Annotated in this window: 14 protein-coding genes and 2 tRNA genes; 6 read left to right on the top strand and 10 right to left on the bottom strand. The window is 66.8% G+C overall.

Annotated elements, in window-relative coordinates:
- Positions 1–13: 13 nt before the first annotated feature.
- Complete coding sequence (locus tag I8N54_RS00340; RefSeq protein ID WP_140194529.1) at positions 14–703, bottom strand: thioredoxin domain-containing protein; 690 nt, start codon at positions 701–703, stop codon at positions 14–16.
- Positions 700–1,251: a DUF721 domain-containing protein gene (locus I8N54_RS00335; RefSeq protein WP_140194531.1), complete on the bottom strand. Its 552-nt coding sequence runs from the start codon at positions 1,249–1,251 to the stop codon at positions 700–702. Before I8N54_RS00335 ends, I8N54_RS00340 begins: the two co-directional genes overlap by 4 nt.
- Positions 1,252–1,316: 65 nt before the next feature.
- On the opposite strand from I8N54_RS00335, the gene mutY reads away from it, so the two are divergent.
- Both mutY and I8N54_RS00325 read left to right on the top strand, forming a co-directional pair.
- Positions 1,317–2,369 carry an A/G-specific adenine glycosylase gene (mutY, locus tag I8N54_RS00330; RefSeq protein WP_140194533.1) on the top strand — a complete coding sequence of 351 codons (1,053 nt, stop codon included), beginning with the start codon at positions 1,317–1,319 and terminating at the stop codon, positions 2,367–2,369.
- Between the two features lie 52 nt (positions 2,370–2,421).
- Positions 2,422–3,558: an alkane 1-monooxygenase gene (locus I8N54_RS00325; RefSeq protein WP_140194535.1), complete on the top strand. Its 1,137-nt coding sequence runs from the start codon at positions 2,422–2,424 to the stop codon at positions 3,556–3,558.
- 196 nt (positions 3,559–3,754) lie between these two features.
- Here I8N54_RS00325 and I8N54_RS00320 read toward each other — a convergent pair whose 3' ends face one another.
- On the bottom strand, positions 3,755–4,858 hold the full coding sequence (locus I8N54_RS00320) for a site-specific DNA-methyltransferase (protein ID WP_140194537.1): 1,104 nt from the start codon (positions 4,856–4,858) through the stop codon (positions 3,755–3,757).
- Between the two features lie 89 nt (positions 4,859–4,947).
- The gene (locus I8N54_RS00315) at positions 4,948–5,577 is read right to left on the bottom strand and encodes a ribonuclease HII (protein WP_140194539.1); all 630 of its coding nucleotides are present in this window, start codon (positions 5,575–5,577) and stop codon (positions 4,948–4,950) included.
- 446 nt (positions 5,578–6,023) lie between these two features.
- Here I8N54_RS00315 and I8N54_RS00310 point away from each other — a divergent pair, with 446 nt between their 5' ends.
- Both I8N54_RS00310 and I8N54_RS00305 read left to right on the top strand, forming a co-directional pair.
- Positions 6,024–6,305, top strand: a complete 282-nt coding sequence (locus I8N54_RS00310) for a hypothetical protein (RefSeq protein ID WP_140194541.1) — start codon at positions 6,024–6,026, stop codon at positions 6,303–6,305.
- Positions 6,277–6,981: a winged helix-turn-helix domain-containing protein gene (locus I8N54_RS00305; RefSeq protein ID WP_140194543.1), complete on the top strand. Its 705-nt coding sequence runs from the start codon at positions 6,277–6,279 to the stop codon at positions 6,979–6,981. The genes I8N54_RS00310 and I8N54_RS00305 overlap by 29 nt, the downstream gene beginning before the upstream one ends.
- A 21-nt stretch (positions 6,982–7,002) precedes the next feature.
- On the opposite strand, the gene I8N54_RS00300 is transcribed toward I8N54_RS00305, so the two are convergent.
- Positions 7,003–7,647, bottom strand: coding sequence for a CatB-related O-acetyltransferase (locus tag I8N54_RS00300; protein WP_140194545.1), 645 nt, complete (start codon positions 7,645–7,647; stop codon positions 7,003–7,005).
- A 56-nt stretch (positions 7,648–7,703) separates the two neighbouring features.
- Positions 7,704–7,780: transfer RNA gene (locus tag I8N54_RS00295), tRNA-Arg, on the bottom strand.
- Between the two features lie 168 nt (positions 7,781–7,948).
- On the opposite strand from I8N54_RS00295, the gene I8N54_RS00290 reads away from it, so the two are divergent.
- Positions 7,949–8,971, top strand: coding sequence for a LacI family DNA-binding transcriptional regulator (locus I8N54_RS00290; protein WP_231592567.1), 1,023 nt, complete (start codon positions 7,949–7,951; stop codon positions 8,969–8,971).
- Here the strand turns inward: I8N54_RS00290 and I8N54_RS00285 are convergent.
- The 3 genes from I8N54_RS00285 to I8N54_RS00275 are packed head-to-tail and all read right to left on the bottom strand — an operon-like array spanning position 8,961 to position 11,360.
- A complete protein-coding gene (locus tag I8N54_RS00285) occupies positions 8,961–10,271 on the bottom strand; it encodes an ABC transporter permease (protein WP_140194547.1) in 1,311 nt (436 codons plus the stop codon). The two genes, I8N54_RS00290 and I8N54_RS00285, sit on opposite strands and share 11 nt — an antisense overlap.
- The gene (locus tag I8N54_RS00280) at positions 10,268–10,945 is read right to left on the bottom strand and encodes an ABC transporter ATP-binding protein (RefSeq protein WP_140194549.1); all 678 of its coding nucleotides are present in this window, start codon (positions 10,943–10,945) and stop codon (positions 10,268–10,270) included. The genes I8N54_RS00285 and I8N54_RS00280 overlap by 4 nt, the downstream gene beginning before the upstream one ends.
- Positions 10,938–11,360, bottom strand: coding sequence for a hypothetical protein (locus tag I8N54_RS00275; RefSeq protein WP_140194551.1), 423 nt, complete (start codon positions 11,358–11,360; stop codon positions 10,938–10,940). The genes I8N54_RS00280 and I8N54_RS00275 overlap by 8 nt, the downstream gene beginning before the upstream one ends.
- Positions 11,361–11,544: 184 nt before the next feature.
- Here I8N54_RS00275 and I8N54_RS00270 point away from each other — a divergent pair, with 184 nt between their 5' ends.
- Entirely contained in the window at positions 11,545–13,986 is a 2,442-nt protein-coding gene (locus I8N54_RS00270; protein ID WP_140194553.1) for a beta-glucosidase, read from the top strand.
- Between the two features lie 127 nt (positions 13,987–14,113).
- Here I8N54_RS00270 and I8N54_RS00265 read toward each other — a convergent pair.
- Positions 14,114–14,189: transfer RNA gene (locus I8N54_RS00265), tRNA-Lys, on the bottom strand.
- Positions 14,190–14,225: the final 36 nt, after the last annotated feature.

Raw genomic sequence — 14,225 nt, 5'->3', positions numbered from 1 at the left:
AAAAGCTTAGGGATCAGTTGTTTTCGCCGACCGCGGCGTCGATCGCGTCGACCAGCTCGCTGGACCAGTTGCCCTCGAACTTCTCGCCATTGATGAAGAAGGTCGGGGTCGAGGTCACGTTGTCCTCTTCCTTGTTCTCTTCGTACCACTGCACCAGCGTCTGGGCCATTGCCGGATCGGTGAGGCAGGCGTCGAGGTCCTCGTCCGACAGGCCGGCGGTCTTGCCGATGGTGCGCAGGTTCTCGGCGATCGCGTTCGGCGTGTCACCTTGCGTCCATTCCTGCTGGCGCTCGTAGATCATGCTGGCGATGCCGAAGAAGCGCATCTCGCCGCCGCAGCGCGCGACCATCGAGGCCCAGAGACCGTAGGGGTCGAAGTAGACTTCGCGGTAGATCATCTGAACCTCACCGCTGTCGATGTAGTCCTGCTTGATCTCGGGGTAGAGCTCGTTGTGGAAGTCCCGGCAGTGCGGGCAGGTGAAGGAGGCGTATTCCACCACCGTCACCGGGGCGTCATCCTCGCCCACCTTCATGTCGACGATGCTGGAGGTGTCGATCTCCGCCCCGTCGACCTCTTCCGCGGATTCCTGGCCCACGGCGGCGCCGAGAAGGGGGTCGTCGTTGCCGAGGCCCTTGGAGAGGACCCACGAGCCCCCACCGACCAGTACGGCGGCAAGGAGGGCGATGGCGATGATCTTGTTCATGTCTCGTCTTTCCTGTTCTGGCGTCTGTCCGGCCCTTTGGCCTGCCTCGCAATGACATTGGATCCAAGGCGTTCGAGTGCAAGGCGCAATTCCTCGCTCTCGATGCTGTCGGTGCTTTGCCGGGCGGAGGCCACGGCGCCCGGATCGGGCTCGGCATCCCGCTTGCGCCGGTCTGGTGAGAACACCGCCTGCCCCTCGGCGAAGCCGGTCGGCGCGGTCTGCGTGATCTGCACCCGATTGATCGCGCCGTAGCCGTAGCAGGCGTTCACCTTCTCGCGGATACGGTCCTTCTGCATCTCGAGCATCGGGGCCTGCGGCCCGGTCGTCAGCACCACGAGCGTCGCGCCGAGCTCCTTGCCGCGGCCGAAGTTGATCTTCACCGGCCGGCAGATCGCGGCCGTGTCCGGTCCGACGACTTCCGCCCAGTGGGTCAGCAGGCGCGACACCGCGAAGCCGCGGGATTCCGAGGCCGTCCGGATGCGGGATTGCATCAGGCTGGCGGCACGGGCAAACCCCTTGGTCGAGCTGTATCGGCGCGCTTGTGTCATGGCAGCGTCAGTCTGGGGGAATCCGCGCTGCGGGACCAGAGGAACAAAGCGGGGCGGCATAAAGAATGCGTGACTCTCTGAGCGACGAACTTCTCGGCTGGTACGACGTCCATGCGCGCGACCTGCCGTGGCGCACCGGCCCCGCCGCGAGGGCCGCCGGCGAGCGGCCGGACCCCTACCGCGTCTGGCTGTCCGAGGTCATGTTGCAGCAGACCACCGTGCCGGCGGTGAAGTCCTACTTCGCCGCCTTCACGACACGCTGGCCGACCGTCGCCGACCTTGCAGCGGCCGAGGATGGCGACGTCATGGCCGCGTGGGCCGGCCTTGGCTACTACGCCCGCGCGCGCAACCTGCTGAAGTGTGCGCGGGTCGTGGCGGCGGAGCATGGCGGCACCTTTCCAGACAGCGTCGAGGGGCTGCGCGCCCTGCCCGGCATCGGGCCCTACACGGCGGCGGCGATCGCGGCGATCGCCTTCGACCGCCCCGCCACGGTGGTGGACGGCAACGTCGAGCGGGTGATGGCGCGGCTTCATGCCGTCGAGACTCCGCTGCCGACCGCCAAGGGCGAGCTCACTGCGCTCGCCGCCGGACACACGCCGGAAGAGAGGCCCGGCGACTATGCGCAGGCGGTGATGGACCTCGGCGCGACGATCTGCACGCCCCGCTCGCCCGCCTGCGGCATCTGCCCGTGGCGCGAGCCCTGCGTCGCGCGAGCGGACGGGATCGCCGCAACGCTGCCGCGCAAGCTGCCGAAGGCGGCGAAGCCCGTGCGGCTCGGCATCGCCTATGTCGCGCGGCGGGAGGACGGGGCTTGGCTGCTGGAGCGGCGGCCCGACAGCGGGCTGCTCGGCGGCATGTTGGGCTGGCCGGGCAGCGACTGGGGCGAGGCCCCGGAGCCGGCACCGCCGCTCGACGCGGACTGGCAGGATGCCGGCGCGGAGGCGCGACACACCTTCACGCACTTCCATCTGCGACTGGCGATCCGGGTGGCGCGCGCGCCCGTCGACGCGGTGCCCGAGCGCGGAATGTTCATCGCACAAGGCGACTTCCGCCCCTCCGACCTGCCGACCGTGATGCGCAAGGTCTTCGACCTCGCCCGCGCTGAACTGACCGATTGAGGCGCTGCGGGGTCCGGTCTAAGGTCCCGTCGCCAACTGACCGGACCGTTCCATGACCGACATTTCCGTTCCTGCCCGGCTGTCCAACGCGCTGCCCTTCTGGCTCTCGCTCGCGCTCGTGCCGCTGCCGTGGATCGGGGCGGTCTTCGGCGGCTGGACCATTGCGCTCGCGCCGGTCTGCACCTGGTACCTGTTTTCGCTGATCGACAGCCTGACCGGGCTGAACGAGGACAACGTCGACCCGATGACCGAGGAGCGCGAGCTGTTCTGGTATCGGCTGATCGTCATGATCTGGGCGCCGGTGCAGTTCTTGCTGCTGTTCTCGCTGCTGGCTTACGTGCCGCGCGCCGAGCACCTGACCGGCTGGGAGAAGTTCTGGGTCTTCTTCGGCACCGGTGTGCTGACCGGGACTGTCGGCATCGTGTACTCGCACGAGCTGCTCCACCAGCGGAACCGGCTGGAGCGGTGGCTTGGCGACCTGCTGCTGGCGATGGTGCTCTATTCGCATTTCCGCTCCGAACATCTGCTGGTCCATCACCGCCACGTCGGCACGCCGCGCGACCCGGTGACGGCGCGTTACAACGAGGGCTTTCACCGGTTCTATCCGCGCGTGCTGTACCAGTCGCTCGTCTCCGCCTTCCGGGCGGAGAAGGCGATGCTGGCCCGCAAGAAGTTGCCGTGGCACGACCGGTCGAACCCGTTCTGGCGTTACTGGGCGCTTCAGGGCGCGGCGCTGCTGCTGGCGCTGATCGTTGGCGGCTGGGTCGGTCTGCTCCTGTTCATCGTGCAGGCCGGCACCGCGATCTGGACGCTGGAGCTGACCAACTATGTCGAGCATTACGGGCTGACGCGGAAGCACTTGGGCGAGGGCAGGTACGAGCACGTCATGCCGCGCCATTCGTGGAACGCCAACCACAAGGCGACGAACTGGCTGCTCATCAACCTGCAGCGCCACTCCGACCACCATTACAAGCCCGACCGGCGGTTCCCGCTGCTGCAGAGCTACTCCGAGGCGGACGCGCCGCAGCTGCCTTATGGCTATCCGTTGATGGCGATGTTCGCGATGATCCCGCCGGTCTGGCGGCGGATCATGAACCCGAAAGTGCGGCGCTGGCGGCAGATGTATTACCCGGAGATCACCGACTGGGAGCCCTACAAACGGGGCACCCTGCCGCTGCCGCGCGGCTGAAATGTTTCGCGCGCGAAACATTTTCCGTTTATTAACAAGATCTTAACGCAACGCTCGATGCCCGGGCAGCGCCTCACGTGACGATCAATCACGGATTCGTGAGGTCAAAAACGAAAAAGCCCCGCCGGTCCGCTGAAGGCGCCGGCGGGGTTGAAGTTAGTGCCATAGCGGCGGCGGCCGCAGGCACAGGCGGTGTTCAGGGTGTTAGCATCTCGGCGCGGATCTGCTGGCGCAGCAGGTCGATGGGAACGGTCTTGCCGTCTCGTTTGAAGCACCAGTAGGTCCAGCCGTTGCAGGAGGGGGCGCCCTCCAGGTGGGCTCCGACCTGGTGGATCGAGCCCTTTATATCGTCGGCGATCAGCGTCCCGTCGGCCCGCACCTTTGCGGACTTCTGGCCGTTGAGCGAGGTCAGCACTTCACCGGGGCGCAGCATGCCGCGCTCGACCAACTGGCCGAAGGGCACGCGCGGCTCGGCGCGCTTGGACGTTGTGACGGCGAGCGCGTCACGGTCGTATTTGCGGATGTTGGCGAGACGCTTCTCGGCCACTTCGCGATAGGCGGCCTCGCGCTCGATCCCGATCCAGTCGCGGCCGAGCATCTTGGCCACGGCGCCGGTCGTGCCGGTGCCGAAGAACGGGTCGAGGACCACGTCACCGGGGTTTGTCGTGCCGAGCAGCACCCGGTGCAGCAGCGATTCCGGCTTCTGCGTCGGATGCGCCTTGTCGCCGGCGGAATCCTTGAGACGCTCGTGACCGGTGCAGATCGGCAGCACCCAGTCGGACCGCATCTGGACGCCTTCGTTGAGCGCCTTCAGCGCCTCGTAGTTGAAGGTGTATTTCGCACCCTCGGACTTGGAGGCCCAGATCAGCGTCTCGTGCGCGTTGGTCAGCCGCTTGCCGCGGAAGTTCGGCATCGGGTTCGACTTGCGCCACACCACGTCGTTCAGGATCCAGTAGCCCTGGTTCTGAAGTTCGGCGCCGAGGCGGAACACGTTGTGATAGGAGCCGATCACCCAGATCGCCCCGTTCGGCTTCAGCAGGCGGCGCGCTTCGGCGAGCCAGGCACGGGTGAAGGCGTCGTACGTCTCGAACGTCGCGAAGCGGTCCCACTCGTCATCGACGGCGTCGACGCGGCTGTTGTCGGGACGATGGAGATCGCCCCTGAGTTGCAGGTTGTAGGGGGGATCCGCGAAGATCAGGTCGATCGACGCGGCCGGAAGCGACTGCATCATCTGGATACAGTCCCCGGCCAGGATCGTGTTCAATGGGAGCGCCGAAGCGCCCTTTACCGTCATGTTCATCCGTCTGCCTCGTCCCCGGCGGATTTGCCCGCTCGTTGGTTGGCCTCAAGATGATTCAGCCTCGATTCGCTGTCAAAAACTTTCTTGAATCAAGGATTTGGCGTTTCCGCTTGCCACAAGATATTGCGGACGGGCGCGAAAGATCGCCTATGGTGTGGGGTCACGCCGAGATTCTGGAGCGCAGATATGTGGCTTTTCGTCCCGTACCCTGCGTTCGTCTCCCAGCCGTAGCCGGGGTGCTGTTGCGCCAAGTCCACCATGATGCAATCGCGCGCCACTTTGGCGACGATCGACGCGGCGGATATGGACAGGCATCTGGCGTCGCCTTTGATGATCGCCTCCCCGTTGCAGGCGAGATCCCGGGGCAACATGTTGCCGTCGATCAGCGCGTGGTCGGCCTCGAGCGCGTTGAGCGCGCGCACCATCGCGAGGTGACTGGCCCGCAGGATGTTGAGCTCGTCGATCTCCTCCACGGTGGCGTGGGCGATGGAGACGAGCGCAACTTCGTGCAGTTCGAGGGAAAGCGCCGCGCGGCGTCCGGCCGGCACGGTCTTGGAATCGGCGAGACCGGCGGGAATGCGCGCCGGGTCGAGGATCACCGCCGCTGCCGTCACCGGACCCGCCAGCGGCCCGCGCCCCACCTCATCTACGCCGGCCACGCGCAACGATCCGCCCGCGAGGGCGAGCGTCTCGAACGAAAGGTCGGGGATCATGGTCATGCCCCTCATCTGCCGGGGACGCCCGGCGAAGGCAAGACGGTGGGGGACCATGTCCGAGCCCCCCACCGCTCCTGCGGCGCGCCTTCGACGGCGCGTCACTGCTCGAAACCGAATGCCCGGAGCGGCTGGCGTGTAATGGCCGCTCCCCGGTCTCCAATGTCGGACCCTGCGGAGTGACGCAGGCCCGGTCTTCCTGAAATGTCCGCGGCGCGTCAGGCGCCAGGGTCTGAAAATGCGGCGCCGGAACGCCGCGGCAGAAAAATCCTGCAGCTTCGGCGTTCAGGTCGGAGTGGTGCCCTGCCCGCCGCGGATGCAGCCGCTTCTGTGAGGAGAGAGATGGGGCGAAGCGCTTTTGCGGGCAATATCACGGACCTGCTATCCCCTATCATGCCCGTTGAACGCGCCGGGATATTGAATAGCATCGCGGCTGACGTCAGGGTCGAGCCATGAAAAACATACTACTCATCATTACGTTTGTTCTCCTCGGCGCGACGACCGCGAGTGCGGAATGTTTCGCTGATTACAAGGCAAAACAGGACGATCCGCTCCGCCTCCAATACGGTGTGGCAGAGATCAACGGGTCGTGTACTGTGAGCGATGCCACGTCGGAACTCGAGGGGCGACTCGCCTCTGCGGGCTGGCAACTGCTTGAAGTCCTCGGCACTTTCGACCAGTCCGGTGCCGAATCCAGGAGAGCGAATGCGGGAGAATTCTACCTCCGCTATTGAGACACGTCAGACCGGGGTAAAGGTGGTCACTGCGGGTATCGCGGCGATCGTGCTGATCCTCGGCGCTGCCGCTGTCCTCTTGTTTGTGAACCTGCCCGACGCGAACGCCTTCAACGCTCGCGTCGAGCAACTCTTCGTCGAAAACGACGATCTGACCAACCAGGCGGAAATCAAGCTGCTCGAGATCATCGCGCAGTCGGGGACCGCCTTTTCGGAGACGCTGACGAGCTATCGCTTCGTCATCTTCGTCCTGCTCGTCTTCGCGACGGCGCTGCTGATCGCGGCGGTCGCCTTCCTCGTCATGCTGATCGTGCTGAACCGGCGGATGGGCAAAATCGAGCAAAAGGGCATCGAGGTGAACTCGCTGATGATCGCGCGGGATCAGAACCTCGTCTATCTGAACAATTTCGAGTTCAAGCTGACCGCCGCCGCGATCGAGACGTTGTCGGTGCTTGCCGAGGCTCGGCTCGACGACGAGGTGATGACCGGGGCGCAGATCGAATCCGTGATCTCCGGCCGGTCGGAATCGGATTGCGAGGAAGCCGCCGGCGCGACGCGGATCAAGCGGCTGCGCGACAGTCTGGGCAACCAGATGATCTCCGAGCTTCTGGTGAAGAACATCGCGCGGCAGGGCTACATGCTCGCCATCGACAAGGGCGTTATCAAGATGGTCTGACGCCCTCGCGGGCGCCGGACCTCAGGCCTTCACGATCGACAGCAGATCGACGTTGCGGTCGTGCGGGATAGACGTCTCGAAGAAGTCCTTGTTGCGCGAGATCCGCTCATCGTCCCAGTCCCACCACGCGATCTTCAGCAGTTGCGCGATGGTCTTGTCGGTGAAGCGCTTGCGGATCGGCTTCGCCGGGTTGCCGCCGACGATGGTGAAGGGCTCCACATCCTTCGTGACGGTCGCACCGGCGGCCAGCACCGCGCCATGGCCGACCTGAACGCCGGACAACACGTTCACCTTGTCGCCGACCCACACGTTGTGCCCGATCTCGATCGGGCCCTTGCTCTCGGCCGGGACCTCGAACCCGAAGCGCTGGCTGAGCCAGATCTGCTGGTTCGGCATGTCGGTGCGGTGGTTGCCGGAGATGAAGGAATTGTAGCGCCCGAACGCGCAGTAACGCCCGAAGGTCACGTCGCCGCGCGCGTTCAGCACCCCATTGATGCTGGTGTAGCCGCCACAGAGTACCTTGCCCGAGACCGTCCAGTCCTTGAACGGGCCACGGATGGTGCCGGCGCGCACCTGCGCGATGTCATCGAGCGCGAAGAACCCGGCCCGGTCCTCGTCCGTGAAGAGCCGGCCCCTGCCGGAGAACATGCTCGCCAAACGGTTCATGGACCTTCCTTCTCCTCATCCCGGTCGACCGCGCCCGTCCGGCCGCGTCGTCCGGATGGTGACCCCGGCAGGATTCGAACCTGCAACCTGCCCCTTAGGAGGGGGCTGCTCTATCCAGTTGAGCCACGGGGCCGCCGGGCCCCTGATTGCCCCGTTCTGGGCGATCGGTCAACGCGTGAGGCGTCGTCACGCCGTGGATTGCGGCGCGCCTGTGCAAATCGGCATGTCGCGGATCGTTTGGACAAGGCCCTTGGGGTAGCGGTAAGGTGCGGACGACCAAGGGAGAAGGACGGGCAAGACCGTGAACAAGCCGCCGAGACGACCGCTGACGCTGAGGGACGTGTCCGAAGCCTCGGGCGTGAGCGAGATGACCGTCAGCCGGGTGCTGCGCAACAAGGGCGACGTCAGCGAGGCGACGCGCGAGCGGGTGCGCGAGGCGGCCAAGGCGCTCGGCTACGTGCCGAACAAGATCGCGGGGGCGCTGGCGTCGAGCCGGGTGAACCTTGTCGCCGTGGTCATCCCGTCGTTCAAGAACCTCGTTTTTCCGGAGGTTCTGTCCGGGATCTCCGAGGCGCTGGAGGACAGCGAGTTGCAGCCGGTCGTCGGGCTCACCGACTACCTGCCCGAGAAGGAAGAGAAGGTCCTGTTCGAGATGCTCTCGTGGCGGCCGTCCGGCGTGATCGTTGCCGGGCTGGAGCACAGCGAGGCGAGCCGGGCGATGCTGGCCCGCGCCGATTGCCCCGTTGTCGAGATCATGGATACCGACGGAGAGCCGATCGACAATTGCGTCGGCATCTCGCACCGCCGGGCCGGGCGGATCATGGGCGAGAGCATCGTCGAGGCGGGCTATCGCCGGGTCGGCTTCATCGGGACGAAGATGCCGCTGGATTACCGCGCCCGGAAGCGGTTCGAGGGCTTCACGCGGGCGCTCGCCAAGGCGGGCCTCGAGATCGCGGACAGCGAGTTCTACTCGGGCGGCTCCGCGCTCGCCAAGGGGCGTGAGCTGACGCAGGCGATGCTGTCGCGGACGCCTGACCTCGACTTCATCTACTACAGCAACGACATGATCGGTGCCGGCGGACTGATCCACCTGCTCGACCAGGGGATCGACGTGCCGGGGCAGGTCGGGCTTGCGGGGTTCAACGGGGTCGATCTGATCGACGGACTGCCGCAGCGGCTCGCCACGATGGACGCGTGCCGCCGCCAGATCGGCGAACGGGCGGCGCGGCTGGTGCTCGCGCGGCAGGAGGACCCCTCCGCCGAGGCGGTGAAGGAAGAGCTCACGCCGACGCTGAGCACCGGCGAGACGCTGCTCAGGACCTGATCGCCCGCATCACCGGGGCGCGCAGCACCGACCACGCCGGGACGAGCGACAGCACCGCCGTGGCCGACAGGAAGCCAGCGACAAGGTGGACTTCGCTCCACCCGATCGACGCGGTGACGAGGATATCGGTGCGGGCGGTCACCACGCGACCCAGGATCGCGGCGGCGAGATAGCCGGTGCCGAGGCCGAGGATCGAGCCCGTCGCGAGCAGTCCCGCCGCATAGGACCAGACCACAGCCATGACGAACCGCGCCGGCGCGCCGATGGCGCGCAGCAGCGCGAGCTGGCGCTGGAACAGGCGGGACAGGATGAAGAGACCGAGCAGGACACTCGCCGCGACAAGCACCTGCGTGACCAGCGTCATCAGCGACATCGCCTGCCGCACGTCGCCCATGATCCGGTAGAGGTTGGCGAGCACCGCGCCGGGGAAGAAGGCCATCGTCTCGCCGTCGCGGCTGAACTCCGACCGCAGCGCGTAGGTGTCCGGCAGGCTGGTGGCGCGGACCACGATGGCAGGCGTGCCGGGGAAAAAGTCGGCGTCATAGGGCGGGCCGAGGCGGTCCTCGGCATCCGGCGCGTGGCCGTCGGCAAGACCGTGGATCGCCCAGACGGATTCGACCGGAACCATGATCGCGCGATCCCACGGTGAGCCGTTGCGCGGGATCTTCCCGACGACCGTGTAGCTGTCGCCGTGTGCGCCGTGGTCAGCCGCATCACCGTGGCCATGGGCGGGCACGAAGCTGTCGCCGATCTCGAGCGAGGTGCCCGCGCCGACGATCGCCTCGAACGTGTCGGTCCACATCCGGCCCTCGACCTGATCTTCGGAGAGGTAGGTGACGAAGTCCGCCGTCGTGCCGATGACCGGCGATCCGTCGTGGCTGTCGCCGAAGGCGAGCGGGGCGGCGACGTCGACGCGGGGGTTCGTCGAGACGGCGTTGTATGTGTCGCCGTCGAGCAGCGGCACGGCGGAGGGTTGCAGGAAGACGGCGGCCAGCATCATCGTCATCTCGGAGCCGGGCGCGCTGACGATCATGTCGAACTTGTCCGCCGCCTGCGCGGTGCCGCGGCGCAATCCACGCTCCTGCGCAATCAGGCCGATGCCCATACCGACGGAGATGGCGATCAGCGCGACGAAGACCGCGTTCGCCCAGCGGAACCGCCAGAGCAGCGCCCTGACAAGGGAACCGGGCGCGAAGCCGCGCAGCACGATCAGCGCGGTAAGCAGCGCCGGGAGCAGGAGCGCGATGAGAATCAGGATGTCCTGCGCCGTGGCGGGAAGGTCGAGCCAGACTCCCCTCATGCCACGCGTCTCCCGTCGGCGATGCGCAGCCGCCGGTCCATGCGCGACAAGAGCCGTTCGTCGTGGCTGACGACGATCAGGGTTCGGCCACGTTCGCGCACGTCGGCGAGCAGGTCATCGGTCAGCGCGTCGGAGGCGGCGCGGTGCAGGTTCGCGGTCGGCTCGTCCGCCAGCAGGATCGCAGGGTCGTGGGCGAGCGCGCGGGCGATGCCGACTCGCTGACGTTCCCCGCCGGAGAAGCTGGCGACGGTCCGGGCTTCGGACGGCACGCCGAGGCGTGCGAGAACGGCGGCGGCGCGGTCCTTCAGTCCGGCGCGCTTCGCCTTCGGCGCGAACAGCGACTGGAGCCCGGCATTGGCAGCGGGGCCGAGTTCGTCGAACAGCAGAAAGTCCTGGAAGATCAGGCCGATGCTTTCGGCCCGGAAACGTGTGCGGCGATCGGCGGACAGCGACAGCAGGTCGGTGCCGTTCCAGCTGACCCTGCCGGTCGCCCGCTCCGCCAGCCCCGCGAGCGCGAAGAGCAACGTGGACTTGCCCGCGCCCGACGGCCCCTCGATCCCGAGCGCGGTGCCAGGGGCGAGGTCGAGCCGGTCGATCTCGAGGATGTTGCGCCCACGCTCGCCGGTGACGACGAGGTCGCGAACATCCAGCGCGGGGCCGGAGCTGTCAGGCATAGACGGAGTCGACGAGCCGGACCATGCTGACGAAGCCGGTCTCGGGGTCCCGGTATTCGCCGTATTCGAGGATACCCTCGGCATAGATGCCGACGTTGAAGGGCACCACGTCGACGGTCCGCTTCGTGTAGACGGCGAGGATGTCGTTCGGCCAGTCCGCGCTCGACTCGCAGAACGGGCAGACGGCCATCGGCATCTTGGTCAGCACGAAGAACTGGGACTCAGCCTTCAGCGGCGGGGCCATGAAGCCCATCACGGAGACTCGCTGACCCATCAGCTCCTGCGCGAGGGGGGACAGGTCGTGACCGTCGTAAAGCTCTCTCAGCCGGATACCGTCGGTCGTCGCCACGCTCTGCGCAAGGGCCGGCGTGGCGAGGGTGGCGAGGGCGGAGGACAGGAAATGGCGACGTTGCATGGGCATTCCTTTCGGTCGGCGCCAAGTTACCCCCCTCGCCACGAAAGTGCGAGTGTCCGCCCGCCCCGAAATGATGAAGTTTGAATGACATCATGGCGGCACACGACATGCGCACAGGCAGACGGCGTTGCACAGGCTGAAGGCATGTCGCACACCGGGGCGAACGACCGGGAAAGGCCACGCCATGTCGAACCGCATCGAAGATCTCGTCGACCGCATGCCCCTCGAAGAGCAGGTGATGCTCCTGTCCGGGGAGGACTTCTGGTCCCTGCCCGCCATCGAGCGGCTCGACATTCCGAAGCTGCGGGTCACCGACGGGCCGAACGGCGCGCGCGGCGGCGGGTCACTGGTGGGCGGCGTGACGGCGGCGGCCTTCCCCGTCGGTATCGCGATCGGTGCGACCTGGGATCCTGCGCTGGCGCAGCAGATCGGCGGCGCATTGGCGGAAGAGGTCCACTCCAAAGGCGCGCATGTTTCGCTCGCGCCGACGGTGAACATCCACCGCTCCGTCACCAACGGCCGAAATTTCGAATGCTACTCGGAAGACCCCGAACTGACCGCCGCGCTGGCCGTCGGCTATGTCAGGGGGCTGCAGGAGGGTGGCGTCTCGGCGACGATCAAGCACTTCGCCGGCAACGAGTCCGAAATCGAGCGAACGACCATGAACTCGGAGGTGGACGAGCGGAGCCTGCGCGAGATCTACCTTCGCCCGTTCGAGGCGGCGGTGAAGGAGGCCGGAACGTGGGGCATCATGTCCTCCTACAACAAGCTGAACGGCACCTACACGGCCGAGAACGAATGGCTGCTGACTACCGTGCTGCGCCAGGAGTGGGGCTATGACGGCGTTGTCATGTCGGACTGGTTCGGGTCGCGCTCAACCGCGCCGACGGTGAACGCGGGCCTCGACCTCGAGATGCCGGGCCCGACGCGTGACCGGGGCGACAAGCTGGTCGCCGCCGTCGAGGCGGGCGAGGTTGACGCCGCGATGGTGCGGGAACGGGCGCTCAACGTGCTGCGCCTGATGGAGCGGACCGGTGCGCTTGACGACCGGACGGAGTGGACGGAACGGGCCGAGGACAAGGCCGAGCACCGCGCGCTGATCCGCAAAGCCGGGGCCGCGGGTGCCGTGCTGCTGAAGAACGAGGGCACACTGCCGCTCGCCGCGCCGAAGCGGGTGGCGGTGATCGGGCCGAACGCGAAGGTTGCGCAGATCATGGGCGGCGGCTCGGCCCAGTTGAACCCGCACTACCGCATCTCGCCGTGGGACGGGCTGGTCGAGCGGTTCGGGGCGAAGGCGCTGACCTTCGCGCAGGGCTGCCAGAACCACCGATGGGAGCCGCTGATCGAGGACGGGCTGTCGGTCGACTTCTTCGACAACGAATCGCTGTCCGGCGAGCCGGTCCACAGCGAGACGATGGGCCCTTCCGTCGCCTTCTGGCTGGAGGGTGTGGCCGCCGGCAAGGTCGACGCGAAGCATTTCTCCGCCCGTATCACTGCCCGTTTCACCGCCGAGGAGGCGGGGACCTACAGCTTCGGCCTGCATGCCGCGGCCTATGCGCGGATGTTGATCGACGGCGAGGAAGCGATCGACGTCTGGGACAGCTGGACCAAGGGGCGCACCTTCTTCGAGGAAGGTTGTGACGAAATCACCGCGACTCGCGACCTGGCCGCCGGCCAGACGGTGGAGATCGTGGTCGAGATGCGCACCAAGCCTGCCGACAACCTGCACCTGACCGGTTGGCGCTTCGGCGTGTCGCGCCGGCTCGGCGATGCAGACATCGCCGCCGCCGCCGAGGCGGCGAAGGACGCGGACGTGGCGCTGGTCTTCGTCGGTCGCTCCGGCGAGTGGGACACCGAGGGCTCCGACCTCGACGGCATCGCGCTGCCGGGCCGGCAGGACGAACTGGTGAGCGCGGTCGCCGCGGCCAATCCCTCGACCGTCGTGGTGCTTCAGACCGGTGGCCCGGTGGAGATGCCGTGGCTCGACGAGGTCCCGGCGGTGCTTCAGGCGTGGTATCCGGGGCAGGAGTGCGGCAACGCCATCGCCGATGTGCTGACCGGCGACGTCGAACCGGGTGGCCGACTGCCCCAGACCTTCCCGGCCCGGTGGTCGGACAACCCGACCCACAGCCAGGATCCGGAAGTCTACCCCGGTCTCGACGGCAAGGTGCGCTACGAGGAAGGCGTCTTCATCGGCCATCGCCATTACGAGCAGCAGGGCACCACGCCGCTGTTCCCGTTCGGCTTCGGCCTCGGCTACAGCACGGTCGCAGTTGAGGGGCTGACCGTCTCGGCCTCTGGCGACGGGGTGGAGGCGACCGTCTCGCTGCGCAACACGGGCGAGCGCGACGGCAGCACGGTAGTACAACTCTACGTCGGAGAGCGCGACGCGCCGCTGCCCCGCCCGGCGCGGGAGCTGAAGGCGTTCCGCAAGGTCGTGCTCGCCGCGGGTGAGTCGGAGGAGCTGACCATCCCGCTAGCGCCGCGGGCCTTCGCATGGTTCGACGTCGACGCGGGAAAATGGCGGATCACCGGTGGCACCTACAAGCTGTACGCCGGCCTGTCCTCGGCCGACCTGCACTGTGAGGCGGCGGTCGAGCTGTCCGCCGCGACACTCGACAAATAACAGGGCGCGCCGCCGCACGGGGCATCAATGCGCGATGACCCGGGCGGCGGTGCGGCTTTGTGATTCGAAAAGCGGCCTCGCCGACATTTCGCGCGAACGAACCGCGAAGTTGTTCCGGGAGGTTCAGTGGTGAGCCGTGCAGGATTCGAACCTGCGACCCACTGATTAAAAGTCAGTTGCTCTACCAACTGAGCTAACGGCCCACGAGGCGCCTCCATAGAAAAAGCAATTTCTGCGGT

Origin of the sequence: Pelagovum pacificum, from assembly GCF_016134045.1 — a bacterium.
GTDB classification, from domain to species: Bacteria; Pseudomonadota; Alphaproteobacteria; order Rhodobacterales; family Rhodobacteraceae; genus Oceanicola; species Oceanicola pacificus_A.
Note: the sequence above shows the minus strand (reverse complement) of the source record. Positions and strands in the feature narration are given on the sequence as shown.